The following is a 17,935-nucleotide window of genomic DNA, read 5'->3' as shown; positions in this document are numbered from 1 at the left end:
AAAGTGTGCAATTAGATTAGTTTCTTAATTACACACTTTATCTTACACGACCCAGCAGAGTGCTCCATACGCCCCCATCGGCGTATACATTACTTAAATTCAGAGAACACCGAGATATTTTCCAACCATCTCGAACTCATCTGCATAGATACAGCTCTTAAGCGTACCATCCGCAATCCTTTTCCTGCATTCTTCGTAGTCAATCCATATTACCTCTTCAACCTCGGATTCCTGCAGCTGCAGCTTATCCGCCTGTACCGGCCTGCTGTACACATAGACGGCGCTCAGCTCATCATCTTTGAACGGCTTGCCGTAGAACACATCTTCAAAGCCTCCGTGGTGGATGCCGACGTATTGAAGCTCCTCTTCCACTGCCGTGATTCCAAGCTCTTCTGCAAGCTCTCGGACCGCAGAGGGGAGGTAATCGTCCCCCGCCGGAAGATGGCCGGCTGCAGAGATATCATAATAGCCGGGATTTGAGTCTTTGCATGCGCTTCTCTTCTGAAGCAGCACATCATATCCACTTTTGTCATTCTCCCGCACGACCCATATGTGGGCTGTTGCATGGAGGCTTCCCTCCCGATGGACGATGCCCCGCTCTCTTACGATTCCGGACGGACTTCCGTCCGGGTTACGGACGTCGAACAGTTCCATCGGCCTGCCGTCAAGAGAAGCTGATATAAGTCTGTCATGACCGTCGTACACGAGCTTAAGCGAGAAGAACTGTTCCCGTTCATCCATGAGCCGGAAAAAAATCTTATCGCCTTCCCATATGTTCAGGCTCCAGACGTCCTCAATATCAACCCATGCAAGATCCCCTTCATCACAAGGTATCGGCTCCCCTTCAAAACCGTCTGCGGTAAACAGGGACATGTACTCTGTCACACCATTTCCTGACACGAAAGTGACGATACCACGGAATCTGTAAGATGTCAGCGTATAGCCGGTCTCCTCCCGCACTTCCCTGAGCAGGCATTCCTCAGGGCTTTCATCTGCCTCAAAATGCCCGCCAACGCCAATCCACTTGTCTTTGTTGACATCATTTTCCTTCACCGTCCTGTGAAGCATCAGATATTTGCCATCACGTTCCATGTAGCAAAGCGTACTCAGACTTGTCATCTCTGTTCCCTCTCTGTCTCCTGCCTGATTTTGTAGCGTTTATAGATAATCAGCCCTAACGATACGACAGCGATTATCCCTGCCAGCACCTGGGACACCGGCCACCCCACTCCCGGAAGCAGCAGCTGGTCGGTGCGCAGGCCCTCGATCCAGGCCCGTCCGACACCATATCCGAGCAGGTAGATGAGGAACACTTCACCGTCGAACTTTTTATATTTGCGGTATATGAGCATGATGACAAGAACCATCAGGCACCAGAGCGACTCATATAAGAAGGTAGGATGTACCTGTATATATGAGACGCCGTCGACCTGTTCCATATGCTTGCGCATAAGTTCCGTAATATCCGAGCCTCGCACAGCATCAACCGGCAGCTTCATGGCTAACAGGTTATTCGTATATTCCCCGAATGCCTCTCTGTTGAAAAAGTTGCCCCATCGGCCAATCATCTGCCCTGCCACAAGGCCAAGCCCTGCGGTATCAAAGATAAGAGGGGCCGACATCTTTTTAATACGAGCGTATATGATTACCGTGATGACAGCGGCAATCACGCCTCCGTATATGGCTAGCCCGCCTTGCCTCGTGTTGAAGATGCTGAGCAGGTCGTCCTTATACATATCCCATGAAAATATGACATAATAAATCCTGGCCCCGATAATGGAAAATATGACGGCATAGATAGCCAGATCAAAATAGTCTTCCGAATTCTGCCCGCTCCGCTTCGCCTCAGCGGCAGCAATAAATATGCCTGCCAGAATTCCCAGACCAATAAGCATGCCATAATAAGTTATATCAAATCCAAATACCGTTATGTGGTCTCCGACAGACTTCAGATGAATTCCAATATTAGGAAAGTCAATCGTCCTGTGCATTTATAATCCCCTCTTCCCTCTTATACGTTAAACCGGAACAGCATGATATCTCCGTCCTTGACAACGTAATCTTTTCCTTCCAGCCTGACCAGTCCTTTTTCTTTGGCAGCCGCATGGCTCTTGCACGCCATCAGGTCATCATAGGAGACTACCTCGGCACGGATGAACCCTCGTTCAAAATCCGTGTGGATCTTGCCTGCCGCCTGAGGCGCCTTCGTCCCCTCCGTTATCGTCCAGGCCCGCACTTCCGGCTCTCCTGCCGTCAGATAGCTAATCAGGCCAAGAAGCCTGTAGCTCGCCTTAATCAATTTTTCCAGACCGGATTCCTCCAGGCCAAGCTCCTCGAGGAACATCTTCTTTTCCTCGTCATCCAGCTCCGCTATCTCCTGCTCTATCTGGGCACAGACGACAAATACCTCGCTCTCCTCTTTTGAGGCGTACTCACGGACCGCCTGAACTCCTGCGTTAGAGGCCCCGTCATCCGCCAGGTCGTCTTCCGCTACATTCGCAGCGTATATGACAGGCTTGTAAGTGAGAAGATTATAGCTTTTCAGCCACTCCTCCTCTTCGTCATCCTCTGCGCCGTCAAATGTCTTAGCCAGCCGGTTATCTTCCAGATGCGCCTTTATCTTTTCCAGAAGCACAAGCTCTTTTGCCGCCGTTTTGTCATTTCTGGCGACCTTGGCCGTCTTGGATATTCTTCTCTCCAGAATCTCCAGGTCGGAAAAGATAAGTTCCAGATTGATTGTCTCAATATCCCGCAGAGGGTCTATATTTCCATCAACGTGCACGATGTTGCCGTCCTCAAAGCAGCGGACAACGTGCACAATCGCATCCACTTCGCGTATATTTGCAAGGAACTGGTTGCCGAGCCCTTCACCTTTGGAAGCCCCTTTGACAAGTCCTGCGATGTCTACAAACTCTATAGCAGCCGGAATGATCTTCTTCGTGTGGTACATCTCCCCAAGCACGTTCAGCCTCTCGTCCGGTACTGTCACGACCCCTACATTCGGGTCTATCGTGCAGAACGGGTAGTTGGCCGATTCTGCGCCTGCCTTTGTCAATGAATTAAATAATGTACTCTTTCCGACATTAGGTAATCCTACAATTCCTAACTTCATCTGTCATATCCTCTCTTTGCATCTATTTTTAAGAGGGGCCTGACCCCTCCTCTAAAGGGTCAGGCCCCTTTGCTGTCTCTTGTCTCCATAAGTATGACCGTGCCGCCGCCAAACTCGATTACCACTTCCTCAGCGTCTATCTGATTGCTGACGCAAAGGCTGTCATACGGGGTCAGCGTATGGTCCTTCAACGGATATTTTGCTCCGGTGATGTTAAATCCATACACGGTCTCGCCAAGCGGGAACACGGAAAAGTAAGGCCCGTACGCTTCTTCCTTTTTCAGATGCGTCTCCCCGCCGATAAGGCTGATCCGATTCTGCGTATCAATAATATATGCTTTGACGCCGGCCTTAAAAGGTACGGTTAGCGTCTGCACGTTCGCCCACAGATGGTCGATGCGTCCGCCGGTAGCCCCAAGGATAATCAGCTCTTTCCCACCGAGCGTCATTGCAAGTCTCACTGCAATCTCTGTATCGGATGCGTCCTTCACCGGGTTGAATTCTCTTACCGGCACATTCGTCTGCGTGCGGTAATACTCTGCTATCTCAGGCTTTACACTGTCAAAGTCCCCAACGATATAATCCGGCGCGATCTGGTGGCTATACAAAAATTCCATGCCCTTATCCACACCTATCACATAGCTGCCGCTTTCTTCGTCCAGATAGGATAATGCCAGCTGTTCATTAAGTTCACCACCGCTCACAATCACAATCTTCTTACTCATAGCTTTTTAATATCTCCATAAATTCCCTTGTATTCTTTTCCGGGTCTCCTTTGAATATGGCAGAACCGGCAACGATTATGTTCACGCCGGCGTCCAGCACTTCACGCACATTGCTCAGATAGATGCCGCCGTCCACCTGGATATCCAGGTCCCTGCCCTGTTCCACTGCCATGTTCCGGATGTCTCTGATCTTAGTGAGAGACTCAGGAATAAACTTCTGTCCTCCAAATCCAGGATGCACGCTCATCACAAGCAGCATGTCGATGTCTGGGATATACTCTTCGACCGCACAGGCCCCGGTCTCCGGGCAGATGGACAGGCCTGCCTTCATCCCGCACTCTTTGATCTTCTTAAGTGTAGCGCCTACATCTTCGCAGGCCTCGAGATGGACCGTCACGATATCGGCCCCCGCATCCCTGAAATCCTCGACATACCTCACAGGCTCCTGTACCATAAGATGCGCATCCATCACCTGCTCTGTCACCTCATGGATAGACTTTAGGACCGGCATGCCAAATGAGATGCTCGGCACAAACATTCCGTCCATCACATCAAAGTGCAGATATCTTGCCCCATTGTCCGCCGTACGCCTCATCTCTTCGCCCAGCACGGCAAAATCAGCCGCCAGAATGGACGGCGCCAGAATATAATCCATAAATCAGTACCTCCTCTTATTCTTCAGTTCCTCATACATTTCCATATAGCTTTTATAACGGACCTGGTGAATCAGCCCCTTTTCCAGAGCCTCTTTTACACCGCAGCCCGGCTCATGGATATGGTCGCACCCGTGAAACCGGCATGTCCCTTCAAAAGGAGCAAACTCAGGAAAATACCGTTTCAGCTCCTCTTTTTCAAAATCATTCACATACAGGGAGCTAAAGCCGGGAGTGTCCATGATATAAGCGTCATCTCCCACCGGAAACAGTTCTGTATGCCTGGTCGTATGCTTCCCCCGTTCTATCTTGCTGCTGATTGCCCCGGTCTCCATGTTCGCCTCAGGCTGCAGTATATTGATGATAGAGGACTTGCCTACTCCTGACGGACCTGCAATCGCAGTCGTCCTGCCCTTCAGCACTTCCCCCAGCTGATCCAGGTTCTGCCCGGACCGTGCGCTTGTGAACAGAAGCGGGCAGCCGCACCTTGCATATATCTCTCTCAGCTCTTTGATCTGAGGATCCGTCGCGATATCCTCCTTATTGAAGCAGAGGATGACTGGTATGTCCTTGCTCTGCATCATCACCAGGAATCTGTCCAGCAGATTAAAATGCGGACTCGGCCTGGTAACGGCGAAGACGACCAGCGCCTGGTCGATATTAGCCACGGCCGGCCTTACAAGTTCATTGCGCCGCGGATATACCGTCTCTATGTTACCCGTCTTTTCCTGCCCGTTCAGAACTTCTATCTCTACGTCATCTCCTACAAGAGGCTTTATCTTCTCTTTCCGGAAGATGCCTTTCGCCTTACACTCATAAACACCGGATTCTACTACGTGAACGTAGTAGAATCCGGCAATTCCTTTTATTATCTTTCCTCTCATGCTCTTCCTTGTCTGGCTTCACATTTCACTGTTACTCCGTCTCTCCGCCGTCAGGGTTTTCTGCCGGAGGCTGCTGCTGAGGTCCGGTGCTGATGACGAGGTTGATTTTGGTCCCCTTAGAGACACTGCTCCCGACACCTGGGTCACAGCTCACGACAATCCCTGCACCCACATTGTTATTTGGCTGGTACGTGACCGTGCCCACGGACAGTCCTGCATTGCTGATAAGCTGTCTGGCATTGTTCTCCGATACTCCGGTGACGCCCGGGACGCTTATCTTCTCTTCCGGCTTCTTGCCATTGCTGACCGCAAAGTCTACCGCCGTGCCTTTGGACACCTTCTTGCCGCCGTTCAGGCTCTGTGATACGACATTTCCTTTTTCCACGCTGTCATTATAATCGTATGTCACGGTGCCGGCCGACAGGCCTGCATTCGCAAGGGCATCTCTGGCCGCGCTCTCGCTCATGCCGCGGATATCCGGCACGGTCTTCCTCTCGGATCCTTTGCTTACCTTCATGATTATCTCGGTATCTTTTGTCACCTTCGCATTGGCGGAAGGAGTCGTTCCGATGACATCGCCTTCCGCCACATTGTCGTCAAAGACGAATTCTGAACTGCCGACCTTCAGCCCTTCATCTTCAAGCGCCCTCTGGGCATCTGCTTCACTCATGCCGCTGACGTCCGGCACGGTTATCTCATCCCCTACAAGGTCAGAGCTTACCACTACTTCTACGGTTGAATTCTTCTTGACTTTCTTGCCGGCCTCCGTCTTCTGCTCGCTAATCGTACCCTTCTCATACTTCTTCGACTCTTTGCGGGCCACGACTTTCATGCCAAGGCCTTTTTTCTTAAGCGCTGCCTTCGCATCCTCCTCCGTCATGCCGACGATATCAGGGACTTTGACTTTGCCGGTATCGGTTTCCTCTGTATTGATCTTCGGCCCGAACTTGAAGATACCCGCAGCCTTTCCAATCGTGAATATCAGGATAAAGACGATGATTACCACGACCACGATTGTCAGGATCTTCATAATCTTGTTCATCCTCGGATTTACTTCATCGGAATTCTTCCCTTTTCTTCCCCGTCTCGCACCGGCCCCTTCCTCATCATATTCATCATCGTACTCGTCCTCATCATACTCGCCGTCGCCATATTCATCGTCGTCGTATTCGTCATCATCGTATTCGTCGTCATCATATTCATAGCCATCTTCGTCATCCTCATCGTCGTAAGAACTGCGTATGTCATCCAGCTCTTCGTCAGTGATGATGACCGTGTCCGCATTGCGAAGCGGCGGAATAACGACAAAGTCCCCATCCGGATCTACCAGCGAGCGCTTCAGGTCCTGGATGAGCTCAGTCGTACTGCCGTATCTTCTTTCCGCGTTTTTCTGCGTACACTTCAGGATAATCTGTTCCAGGCTGTACGGAATGTCCGGTACGATCTCGGATGGCGGCGTAATCTCTTCCTGCAGATGCTTGATGGCGACAGCTACTGTGGATTCCCCGTCAAAAGGCACTTCTCCCGTAGCCATCTCAAATAACGTGATACCAATCGAATAGACATCGCTCTTGGCATCGCTGAAACCACCCCTGGCCTGCTCGGGGGATGTGTAATGCACAGAACCCATCGCATTGGAGCTGATCGTGTTGGATGTGGTCGCCTTGGCGATGCCGAAGTCGGTTACCTTGACCTTGCCGTCCCTGGATATGATAATATTCTGGGGCTTTATGTCACGGTGGATAATATGGGCATTATGGGCCGCTCCGATTCCGGTACACATCTGTATCGCAATGCTTATCACTTCCTTGTGGGACAGTCTCCCCTTCTTCTCTATATAATCTTTTAACGTAATCCCTTCTACCAGTTCCATGACCATATAGTTCAGGCCCCGGTCCTCGCCCACATCGTATACATTGACGATATTAGGATTCATAAGTCCGGCTGCCGCCTGGGCTTCCGAGCGGAACTTGCGGACAAAGTTGTCATCTTCTTTATATTCTTTCTTTAATACCTTGATTGCCACGTAGCGATTGAGCATATGGTCCTTGCCTTTATAGACATCGGCCATCCCCCCGGCACCAATCTTGCTAAGCACCTCATAACGTTTTCCTAAATAAATTCCATCCTTTACCATGTACTCACCTCATCTGAAAGTGGCTCCGCCATAACAACCCCTATGTTATCTCTCCCGCCATTACTGTTTGCCTTTTCAATCAACATCTGCACCGCTTCCACAATATCTCTTGAACCTTTCACGATGTCAAACATATCTTCGTCTTCCACCATATTGCTAAGCCCGTCTGTACACATCAGTATTGTGTCCCCCTTTTTCAGACGGTACTCATATACATCTGCTTCTACATCCGGCTTCACGCCGATGGCCCTCGTAATTATGTTCTTGTCCGGATGATTCTTGGCTTCTTCTTCCTTGATTCCTCCAAGCCTTACCATCTCCTCCACGAGAGAATGGTCCTTGGACAGCTGCCGTATTTTCTCATTGATCAGATACAGGCGGCTGTCCCCTACATTGGCAAAATATAATGTATTGCCTACCACAGTGGCCGCCACCAGCGTCGTACCCATTCCTTCCAGCTTTACATCAGTGGCAGCGGCTTCTATCAGCTTGTTGTTCGCTGTCGCCACTATCCCCCGCAGTATCTCCTCGGGACGGTCGATAGACGTCTGCTCCAGCTCTTTCCTCAGCACCGTGACCGTATATTTGGACGCAAAGTCGCCGGCCTTGTGTCCGCCCATTCCATCGGCCACCGCCAGCAGATTCGGAAACGGCCCTATGGGCTTATCCGTCACATATACATAGTCCTGATTGACTTCGCGCTTTCTTCCCACATCAGTCATCGCATATATCTTCATCTGATTCTCCCTTATTGCCCGCAGCGTGACGTCTGCGAAGCTGTCCGCAGGCCCCGTCTATATCCGAGCCTCTTTCCCTTCTTATAGTAACATTAATTCCGTTTTTTTCAAGTTTATTTTTAAATTCAAGGGCATTTTTACTGTCCGGACGGACAAAATCACGCTCCTTTATCGGGTTCACGGGAATCAGGTTCAGATGGCAGTTCCGGTGCTTCAGTATCCCCGTCAGTTCTCTTATATCCTCAGGTCCGTCGTTCACCCCATGTACGAGGCTGTATTCAAACGTAATTCTGCGGCCTGTCTTTTCAAAATAATAGTCACATGCATTAAGCACTTCCGTCAGGCTGTACTTATTCGCCACAGGCATGAGGGCCTTCCGCTTCTCCTGGGTGGATCCATGCAGCGACAGCGCCAGCGTAATCTGGAGATTTTCTTCTGCCAGCCTCCTCATGTTCGGCACGATGCCGCATGTGGAGGCGGTGATGTTTCTCTGGCTGATATGAAGGCCATGTTCATCGCTGACCATGCGTATGAACCGGACAAAGTTCTCATAATTGTCCAGGGGCTCGCCCGTCCCCATCACGACCACATTGGAAATGCGCTCCCCAATCCTCTTCTGAATCTGATATATCTGCCGGAGCATCTCGGATGGGGTCAGGTTCCTCATAAGACCGTCCAGCGTGGACGCGCAGAAACGGCACCCCATACGGCAGCCTGCCTGCGATGAGATGCAGACGGAATTCCCGTAATTATAACGCATAAGAACGCTCTCCACCATATTGCCGTCCTGAAGTTCAAACAGGAACTTCTCCGTCGGATCCACGCTGGATACCTGATGTTCCACCGGCATCACTTTCCGTATCTCATACTTCTCATCAAGCTGTTCCCTCAGCTTTTTTGATAGATTGGTCATCTCTTCAAAACTGTCCGCCAGCCTGACGTGGAGCCATTCATATATCTGCCTGCTCCGAAAGCTCTTTTCTCCTATCGCCTCAATCTCTTTCTTCAATTGTACGTAATCATACGAACAAATATCCTTTTTATCCATGGTTCTCCTTCTGGAAAAGCGCTATGTAAAATCCGTCCCCTTCATCCAGACCGGGAATCATCTGTTTTTCCCGTACAAGGCCGAACGCAGGGTACGCTTCTTTAAACCACCTTGCATTCCCTTCATTTTCTGTCCAGCTGACCGTGCATGTGCTGTACACGAGCTTTCCGCCCGGTTTTACATAATTCTGTACAACCGACAGCATCTTCCTCTGAAGCTTTGCCAGCTCCGTCTGCATCTCCTCTGTCATCTTATACTTAAGGTCAGGCTTCTTTCCAATCACGCCGAGCCCCGAGCACGGCAGATCCGCAATCACGATATCGGCGGAACCCACAGCAGATCTGTCAAGAACCGTAGCATCCCATTTCACCGCTTCGATATTCTTAAGGCCGCTGCGCTCTATATTATCTTCCAGGAGGGTTACCTTGTAGCCAGACAAGTCCCTCGCCTCCACATGGCCGGTTCCGTGCAGCCTCTCTGCCATATGCAGGGCTTTGCCGCCCGGTGCGGCGCACACATCTATCACCGTATCGCCCTTTTTAGGGGCCGCCCAGTGAACTGTCCGCATAGAATTGATATCCTGTACATAGTAATAGCCCTTGCGGAAGCTCTCAAGCCCTCCGAGATAGTTATATCCGTATAGATGAAGCGCCGCAGGAAAATCCGGTATCTCCTCCGTGCGGACCCCTTCTTCCCTCAGCATCTGTTCCAGCTCTTCCCTGCTGATACGATCGGGGTTGAACCGGATCGTCAGCGGCTTCTCTTTCAGGAAGTCTTCTGCCATGACGAGTACATTATCTTCTCCATACCGCTCAAGCCATTGTTCAAGGATCCACTTTGGCATGGAATACCTGACCGACATGTGTTCTATGTAATCTTTCGGATAGCCGATCTTATTGATATTGCGGCTGACATTGCGCAATACGCCGTTCACGAACGCCTTAAGGCTTGAAAACCCTCTCTTTTCGGCAAGCTTTACAGCTTCATTGCACACCGCGCTGTCCGGCACGCTGTCCATATATTTCAGCTGATAGACGCCACTTCTTATGATTGCGCAGATGACCGGCTTCATCTTGTTCACTTTTACTTTGGAAAACTGGTTGATTATATAGTCTATTTCTATGAGATGTTCCAGCGTGCCGTTTATCACCCTTGTGATAAACGCACGCTGCTTCTTGTCCAGATACTGGTACTTCTCCAGCACATTGCGCAGTGCGATATGACAGTATTCGCCTTCCCTCGTAATCTGCAGCAATGTGTCCAGTATCAGTTCTCTTTCATTTACCGATGATGCCATATTGTATTCCCCCTCATATGGATTAATCGCTTCTTCTTCCTCCTGTGAGAACGAGTATTCTCAACAGCTGCAATATTGCAGAGGCAGCTCCGGCTACATAAGTCAGGGCCGCGGCTGTCAGCACCTTCTTCGTATCGGCAACTTCACTTTCGTACAGCAGGCCTGTACTTCCGAGCAGCCTGATTGCCCTTCTGGATGCGTTAAATTCTACCGGCAGCGTTATAAGCTGGAACAGTACCGCCAGAGAAAATGCGATAATGCCAAGGTTGAGCAGCAGTGCTGAAGAGCTGCTGTTTATGAGCAGGCCTATCAGTATAAGAGGCCATGCAATAGCACTTCCAAAATTCGCCACAGGAACAAGGGCACCTCGCAGCGTAAGTGGCGCATACCCTTCCGCGTGCTGTATCGCATGGCCGCACTCATGCGCAGCCACGCCGATGGCTGCGACAGATGGGGAATTGTATGTCGCATCAGAAAGCCTTAACACTTTGCTTCTCGGGTCGTAGTGGTCCGTCAGGTTGCCCGAGACATGCTCCACCTTCACATCATAGATTCCCGCTCCCCTGAGCACATGTTCTGCCGCATCCCTTCCAGTCATCCCTGTATGGCTGCGGACGCGGGAATATTTATTAAATGTGGCATTCATCTTTGCCGACGCTATTAGACAGATGATGACGCCGATGATAACTAAAAAGTACGTCGGATCGAAATACATCATTGGATATATCATTTATTAGCCTCCTTTTACATGTATACTAGCTATTATATATGAAAAAGAGGAAAAATAGCGGTTCTTCATAAAATTTTAACACTTTTTAACCAAGTTCACAGCCTTCTTCTATCTTATAGCCCCTCAAAAAGGCGTCTGCCTCCATCCGTTTCTTCCCGGGAATCTGGAGAGAACGCACTTTAAGCAGACCGTCGCCCGTCTGCACGCAGAAACTGTCTTTCTCTACCGACACGACGGTTCCCGGCTCGTCCTTGCTGTTCTGCAAGACGACATCCGCCTCCCACAGCTTCATCACCTTGCCGTCCCACTTGGTATACGCGCTGGGCCATGGATTCAGGCCGCGAATCAGCCGTTCAATCGTCTGCGCGTCGTTCTTCCAGTCGATGCTGCCCATATCCTTATGAAGCATACGGGCATATTCTGTCGTAGTCTCCCCCTGCTTTTCAAAGACAGCGGTACCCTCTTCCAGAGCCTCTAACGTCTTCACGCAGAGACTGGCGCCTGCCTCAGACAGCTTATCAAACAAGCTGCCTCCGGTCTCTTTATCATCCAGCGTCACTTCGGTCTTCATAATCATATCACCAGTGTCAAGCCCCTCATCCATCTGCATCGTCGTAACACCGGACACCCTTTCTCCGTTGATGACCGCCCACTGTATCGGCGCTGCTCCCCTGTACTTCGGGAGCAGTGACGCATGTACATTGACGCAGCCAAACCGGGTCATCTCCAGTATCTCTTTCGGCAGTATCTGCCCAAACGCGATGACTACCATGATGTCCGCCTCATATGCGCGAAGCTTGTCGATGCACGCTGCCTCCCGCACCTTCTTGGGCTGGAATACAGGTATGCCATGTTGAAGCGCCTTCTCTTTCACAGGAGAATACTGCATCTTCCCTCCCCTGCCCTTCGGCTTGTCGGGCTGCGTAACCGCAAGTACGATATCATGCCCTGCTGCAATCAGCGATTCAAACGTACCGACAGAAAAGTCCGGCGTTCCCATGAATATAATCCTCATCTTATTCTTCCTCCTCGGCTCCCACGTCATGCAGCCCGTCTTTCGTGAGCCCTACATACATGTTCCCATCCAGATGGTCTATCTCATGGCAGAATGCACGGGCCAGAAGCCCTGTCCCTTCCAGCTCGCGCTCCTGCATATCTTCATCCAGCGCCCTTACTTTGACGTAATCCGGCCTCGTGACGATACCGTATTTTCCAGGGACGCTTAAGCAGCCTTCCTCCCCGGTCTGTTCGCCGGATGTCTCGATGATCTCAGGGTTGATGAGCACGATCGGCCCCTCTCCCACATCTATCGTCACTATCCGCTTGAGCACCCCTACCTGGGGCGCTGCCAGCCCTACGCCGTACGCTTCGTACATCGTGTCAAACATGTCGTTGATAAGCACTTTCGTACGAAGCGTCAGCTTATCTACCGGTTTGCATGTCTTCGTCAATACTTCTTCACCAAGTTCCCGAATCTTTCTTGTCGCCATATGTTTTCCTCTCCTTAAAATACATTCATAGGGTTGAAGTCGAACTGAATCCTCATCGTCTGAAATCCCCTGTTAATCTCTATATATTGTTCCAGCCTGTTCTTCGCTTCCGTGAGCAGGCGGTACTCTTCACTTTTGATATACAGTACCCTGCGGTACACGTCATTGACCTTTCCCACGTATGGGCTCGCCGGTCCGATTACCTGAAGCCTTCCGGTACGGTCTATCCGCACGACATACTCTTTCAGATAGCCGGCCGCCTTCTCAAGCAGCTGTTCATCCGGTCCTGTCATGAGCACGGCAAGCAGCTGTTCTACCGGGGGATAGCCCATCAGTTCCCGGTAATCCATCTCAGCCTCATAAAACCCTTCATAATTCTGTTCTGCCGCCATACGGATACTGTAATGGTCGGGGCTGTACGTCTGGATGACGACTTCTCCCCCTCCACTTCCTCTCCCTGCCCGGCCTGCCGCCTGTGTCAGCAGCTGGAACGTCCGTTCGCCCGCCCGGTAATCATTGGAATATAATGACATATCCGCAGCCAGAATGCCCACCAGCGTAACATTCGGGAAATCGTGCCCCTTTACTATCATCTGGGTACCAATCAGTATATCTGCGTCCCCGTCTGCAAACGACTCGAGTATCTTCTCATGTCCGTCTTTCTCCCTCGTCGTATCCATATCCATCCTGAGGACTCTCGCCTGGGGAAATGCCTTCTTAACGATATCTTCTATCTGCTGCGTCCCTGCCCGGAACCCGCCTATGAATGTGGATCCGCATGAAGGGCATGCGCTGACTGCCGGCTCCTCATGCCCGCAGTAGTGGCATACAAGCCTTCCGCCTCTGTGCGATGACAGCGACACGTCGCAATGAGGACATTTTACTACATATCCGCACGCTCTGCAAGAAATGAACCCCGCATATCCCCGGCGGTTGAGGAACAGCATCGTCTGTTCCCCCCGTTCAAGCCTTGCAGCTGTCATCTCTTTGAGCCGGTCGCTTAAGATGGAGCGGTTGCCGGCCCTAAGCTCCTCTCTCATATCTATCGTATACACATCCGGCAGTTCAAGGCTTTTCGTCCTGTTCTTGAGCTCCAGTAACGTATATGCTTTGTTACGGCAGCGGTAGAAGGACTCAAGTGACGGAGTGGCGGAACCCAGCATGACGCTGGCCCCCTCCATCTCAGCCCGCTTAATGGCCGTTTCTCTCGTATGGTACCTGGGAACCTGCTCGCTCTTATATGTCGGCTCATGTTCCTCATCGATCACGATCAGGCCCAGATTGGCAAATGGTGTAAACAGTGCGGAGCGGGGACCAATCATCACATCCACCTCTCCGGCTTTGACCCGCTCCATCTGATCGTACCGTTCTCCCTGGGAGAGCCTGGAGTTCAAGATTGAGACCCGGTCGCCGAACCTCCCGTAAAAACGCATCACGGTCTGATACGTGAGCGCAATCTCGGGAATCAGCACGATCGCCTGCCTCCCTTCCCGCAGGACCCTGTGTATCATCTCCATGTATACTTCGGTCTTGCCACTTCCAGTCACGCCATATAACAGATATGTCCGCCTTATTCCTGCTTTATAGTCTCCCCAGAAAGTCTCGATGACATTCCGCTGCTCCTGCGTATATTCGACTTCCTGCCGCTTTCCTGTCCTGCGCCGTACCGGATTGCGGAACTCCCGCTCGGACTCAAGGGCAAGTATCCCCTGTTCTTCCAGAGCCCTTATCACCGTCAGCGTGATGTTCAGCTTCTTAGTGACCAGATCATACTCCTGCTCCGGCTGATCCAGAAGGGCGGCCAGCAGACGTGCCCGCGCCTTCTGGTTCTTATGGAGATACACGTCCAGCTGTTTCTTCCCTTCCTCCTCGCCAAGAAGGAGCCTCACACGTCTCTTTTCTCTCGGCTGCTCTTTTCTCTTGATTGGAAGCACGGTCTTGAGCGCCTGTATCATCGTACCGCCGTAGTGGTCGTGCATCCAAGCAGCCAGAGCGACAAGTCTGGATTCGATAGCTACGCTCTCGTCTGCAATCCGGATAATATCCTTCACCCTGGACAGCTCGTAATCCGTCTTCCCGGACAGTCCGGTGACATACCCTCTCGTCTCCTTGTTGCCACGGCCGAAAGGAACGACCACTTCCGTCCCGACTTTCAGCTGCCCTTCGAGCTGCTCCGGAATCCGGTAGCAGAATACTCTGTCCAGTTTTTCATGGGTAATGTCGACAATGATATCAGCGAACATGTGCGCCTTGCTCCTCCAGTATTTCTGCAATGAGCACCCGGTCGTCCATATCGTACTTCACGCCTTTTATCTCCTGATACGTCTCATGGCCTTTGCCCGCAAGTATGATGACGTCTCCCGCGCGCCCATGTTCTATGGCGTACCGGATAGCTTCTTTCCTGTCGCAGATGGCGATATACGCTCCATCGGTCTTCTCTATGCCGGTTATGATATCGTCGATGATGGCCTGCGGCTCCTCGAACCTAGGGTTGTCGGACGTGATGACGGTAAAGTCCGCAAGCCTCCCTGATACTTCACCCATCTCAAAACGGCGCGTCCTGGAACGGTTGCCGCCGCAGCCGAACACGGTCACAAGACGTCCCGGATCATAATCTCTCAGCGTGTCAAGCAGGCTCTTAAGGCTCATGGCATTGTGTGCATAATCTATCATAAATGTAAAGTCGTCAGACACCTTGACCATTTCAATCCGGCCCTTAACCTTTGCCACTTTCAACGCCTTCTTGATCTCTTCCTCCGGAACATTAAAATGTCTGCATACTGCAATCGCCGTCAGTGAATTATAGACGCTGAATTTACCTGGGATATCTATCTCCACATCAAAATCCATCAGCCCGCCGACATGATATCTGACGCCCAGGTATCCGGGCCTTGAAATGTGTTCGACACTCGTGGCTCTAAGATCTGCCTTTTCAGAAAATCCAAATGTCTCCGTCCTGCACGTTGCATGTCGGAATACATCTTCGAACCATCGGTCATCCACATTGGCGATTCCGAGCCTGCACTGGGTAAACAGAATTCCTTTACAGCGCTTGTAGTCCTCAAAATCCTTGTGCTCGTTCGGTCCGATATGGTCCTCGCCCAGATTCGTGAAGATACCGATTTCAAACGGAATCCCCGCCGTCCTGTGCAGCATCAGCCCCTGGGAAGATACTTCCATGACGACGCTGTCACACCCGGCATCGACCATCTCTTTAAAATACTTGTGTATCGTGTATGACTCTGGAGTCGTATTGCTTGCAGGTATCGTCTTATCCCCGATAACCGCCTCAATCGTCCCGATAAGCCCGACCTTATGTCCCACGCCTTCCAGTATGGACTTTACCATATAGGTCGTCGTCGTCTTTCCCTTCGTGCCTGTGATTCCGATTACTTTGAGCTTCTCAGCCGGATACCCGAAGTATGCCGCGGACATGAGTGCCAGCGCATAGCGTGTATCGTCCACATGTATGACCGTCACGGAGTCCGGTGCTTCCACCTGCTTCTCCACGACAACTGCCGCCGCCCCTTTCTCCGCAACTTCTTTTACATATGCATGCCCATCTGACACAGCACCGCTGATGCATACAAACACGCTGCCCGGGACTACCTTGCGGGAGTCGTTCGTAAGCTCGGTTACTTCCGCCACATCGCTCCCCTGCACAACTTCATATTCTAAACGTTCCAATAAATCGGTTAATATCATGTTTTTCCTGCCTCCTGATTTAATCTCATCAAGGGTATTATAACATTAAATATTTTCAAATGCCATACCCTCCGCCGACAAAGGCGTGCACGGTCAGCTAAGGGTGGATTTCCGGCTTCATCTGCGTTACAATAGAGTCAAACTGTTGAAAGGGGAATGAAACTTTGAAAGCTTATGAAAGACTGCTGAAGTATGTTGCAGTACGTACACCGAGCGATGAGGACAGCAAGACTGTGCCGTCGTCACAGTGCCAGTTCCATCTGGCAGCGATACTGGAAGAAGAGATGAAAGCACTAGGCCTGGCCAACGTCCATACCGACAGCCAGTGCTATCTGTACGGAAAGATACCGGCGACACCGGGATATGAGGGACGGACCTCCATCGGATTTATCGCCCATATGGACACAGTGTCTGATTTCTGCGACCATGAAATCAAGCCTGTCATTACGGAAGATTATGACGGAGAAGATCTCATGCTTGGGGACAGCGGCCGGGTGCTGAGCGCAGATACGTTCGGACATTTAAGAGGATTGAAAGGATGTACGCTTATCACAAGCGACGGGACTACCATTCTAGGGGCAGATGACAAGGCAGGCATTGCAGAGATTCTGACGATGGCTGAACGTCTGCGTGATGAAGGCATTCCACATGGTCCAATCAGCATCGCCTTCGCACCGGACGAGGAGATTGGGACAGGGGCCGTCCACTTTAACGTGGAAGACTTTGGTGCCGAATATGCATATACGCTGGACGGCGATACGGAAGGCGAAATCCAGTATGAGAATTTCAACGCGTGCAAAGCCCGGTTCGATATCAAAGGATTCAATGTGCACCCGGGCTCCGGCAAGGACACGATGATCAACGCAAGCCTGGTCGCTATGGAAATCAACTCGCTCCTGCCCGGCATGGAGACGCCAAGAGGAACCGAGGGCTATGAAGGCTTCTACCACCTGGTCAGCATGTCAGGGGAATGCGGCGCAGCACAGCTCAGCTACATCGTCAGAGACCATGACGGGAACTTCTTCGAGGCCCGCAAGAACACGCTGCGGCTCATCGAAAAGAATATGAATGAAAAGTGGGGGGAAGGAACGGTCCGCTTGACGATAACAGAACAGTATAAGAATATGGCCGGGATAATTGACGGATGCATGCACCTCATCGACAATGCGAAAGCAGCATGCGAAAAAGCGGGCGTGGAACCAATCATCCTGCCGATCCGCGGAGGCACAGACGGCTGCCAGCTCAGCTACAAGGGGCTTCCCTGCCCGAACCTCGGCACCGGCGGACACGCCTATCACGGCCCGTATGAGCACATCACCGTAGAAGGAATGGATAAGAGCGTGGATATCATCCTCGAGCTGGTGAAGCTATACGCCGGCGAAACGAGCATGTAGAATAAGGATGATAGGCAGTGCAG

16 protein-coding genes are annotated in these 17,935 nt (G+C 51.3%); 1 reads left to right on the top strand and 15 read right to left on the bottom strand.

The features are described from left to right. Positions 1-99: 99 nt before the first annotated feature. The 15 genes from HJV72_RS11895 to HJV72_RS11825 form a co-directional block, all read right to left on the bottom strand. Positions 100-1,119 carry an NUDIX domain-containing protein gene (locus HJV72_RS11895; protein WP_208071251.1) on the bottom strand — a complete coding sequence of 340 codons (1,020 nt, stop codon included), beginning with the start codon at positions 1,117-1,119 and terminating at the stop codon, positions 100-102. Beyond that, a complete protein-coding gene (gene lgt, locus HJV72_RS11890) occupies positions 1,116-1,991 on the bottom strand; it encodes a prolipoprotein diacylglyceryl transferase (protein ID WP_208071249.1) in 876 nt (291 codons plus the stop codon). The genes HJV72_RS11895 and lgt overlap by 4 nt, the downstream gene beginning before the upstream one ends. A gap of 20 nt (positions 1,992-2,011) precedes the next feature. Continuing rightward, positions 2,012-3,112 carry a redox-regulated ATPase YchF gene (ychF, locus tag HJV72_RS11885; protein WP_208071247.1) on the bottom strand — a complete coding sequence of 367 codons (1,101 nt, stop codon included), beginning with the start codon at positions 3,110-3,112 and terminating at the stop codon, positions 2,012-2,014. Between the two features lie 59 nt (positions 3,113-3,171). Beyond that, the gene (locus HJV72_RS11880) at positions 3,172-3,837 is read right to left on the bottom strand and encodes a thiamine diphosphokinase (protein ID WP_208071245.1); all 666 of its coding nucleotides are present in this window, start codon (positions 3,835-3,837) and stop codon (positions 3,172-3,174) included. After that, positions 3,830-4,492 carry a ribulose-phosphate 3-epimerase gene (gene rpe / locus HJV72_RS11875; RefSeq protein ID WP_208071244.1) on the bottom strand — a complete coding sequence of 221 codons (663 nt, stop codon included), beginning with the start codon at positions 4,490-4,492 and terminating at the stop codon, positions 3,830-3,832. The genes HJV72_RS11880 and rpe overlap by 8 nt, the downstream gene beginning before the upstream one ends. A 3-nt stretch (positions 4,493-4,495) precedes the next feature. After that, positions 4,496-5,374 carry a ribosome small subunit-dependent GTPase A gene (rsgA, locus tag HJV72_RS11870; protein WP_208071243.1) on the bottom strand — a complete coding sequence of 293 codons (879 nt, stop codon included), beginning with the start codon at positions 5,372-5,374 and terminating at the stop codon, positions 4,496-4,498. A 31-nt stretch (positions 5,375-5,405) separates the two neighbouring features. Beyond that, positions 5,406-7,511 (bottom strand): Stk1 family PASTA domain-containing Ser/Thr kinase, encoded by a 2,106-nt coding sequence (gene pknB, locus HJV72_RS11865; RefSeq protein WP_208071242.1) that lies wholly within the window; start codon positions 7,509-7,511, stop codon positions 5,406-5,408. Further along, positions 7,505-8,248 carry a Stp1/IreP family PP2C-type Ser/Thr phosphatase gene (locus HJV72_RS11860; RefSeq protein ID WP_066573741.1) on the bottom strand — a complete coding sequence of 248 codons (744 nt, stop codon included), beginning with the start codon at positions 8,246-8,248 and terminating at the stop codon, positions 7,505-7,507. Before HJV72_RS11860 ends, pknB begins: the two co-directional genes overlap by 7 nt. Next, the gene (rlmN, locus tag HJV72_RS11855) at positions 8,226-9,296 is read right to left on the bottom strand and encodes a 23S rRNA (adenine(2503)-C(2))-methyltransferase RlmN (protein ID WP_208071241.1); all 1,071 of its coding nucleotides are present in this window, start codon (positions 9,294-9,296) and stop codon (positions 8,226-8,228) included. Before rlmN ends, HJV72_RS11860 begins: the two co-directional genes overlap by 23 nt. Further along, complete coding sequence (gene rsmB / locus HJV72_RS11850) at positions 9,289-10,593, bottom strand: 16S rRNA (cytosine(967)-C(5))-methyltransferase RsmB (protein WP_208071240.1); 1,305 nt, start codon at positions 10,591-10,593, stop codon at positions 9,289-9,291. Before rsmB ends, rlmN begins: the two co-directional genes overlap by 8 nt. Positions 10,594-10,615: 22 nt before the next feature. Beyond that, complete coding sequence (locus HJV72_RS11845; RefSeq protein ID WP_208071238.1) at positions 10,616-11,323, bottom strand: zinc metallopeptidase; 708 nt, start codon at positions 11,321-11,323, stop codon at positions 10,616-10,618. A gap of 85 nt (positions 11,324-11,408) precedes the next feature. Next, a complete protein-coding gene (gene fmt / locus HJV72_RS11840; RefSeq protein WP_208071237.1) occupies positions 11,409-12,338 on the bottom strand; it encodes a methionyl-tRNA formyltransferase in 930 nt (309 codons plus the stop codon). Between the two features lies 1 nt (position 12,339). Continuing rightward, entirely contained in the window at positions 12,340-12,813 is a 474-nt protein-coding gene (def, locus tag HJV72_RS11835; protein WP_208071235.1) for a peptide deformylase, read from the bottom strand. A gap of 14 nt (positions 12,814-12,827) precedes the next feature. After that, positions 12,828-15,056: a replication restart helicase PriA gene (gene priA, locus HJV72_RS11830; RefSeq protein WP_208071233.1), complete on the bottom strand. Its 2,229-nt coding sequence runs from the start codon at positions 15,054-15,056 to the stop codon at positions 12,828-12,830. Beyond that, on the bottom strand, positions 15,046-16,518 hold the full coding sequence (locus tag HJV72_RS11825) for a UDP-N-acetylmuramoyl-L-alanyl-D-glutamate--2,6-diaminopimelate ligase (protein WP_208071231.1): 1,473 nt from the start codon (positions 16,516-16,518) through the stop codon (positions 15,046-15,048). The genes priA and HJV72_RS11825 overlap by 11 nt, the downstream gene beginning before the upstream one ends. A gap of 164 nt (positions 16,519-16,682) precedes the next feature. Between HJV72_RS11825 and pepT the strand changes: the two genes are divergently transcribed. Continuing rightward, on the top strand, positions 16,683-17,912 hold the full coding sequence (gene pepT, locus HJV72_RS11820; protein ID WP_208071229.1) for a peptidase T: 1,230 nt from the start codon (positions 16,683-16,685) through the stop codon (positions 17,910-17,912). Positions 17,913-17,935: the final 23 nt, after the last annotated feature.

This window comes from Extibacter sp. GGCC_0201 (genome assembly GCF_017566055.1).
Taxonomy (GTDB): Bacteria; Bacillota; Clostridia; order Lachnospirales; family Lachnospiraceae; genus Extibacter.
The sequence above is the reverse complement of the archived record's forward strand: the minus strand, read 5'-3'. Positions and strand labels throughout refer to the sequence as shown.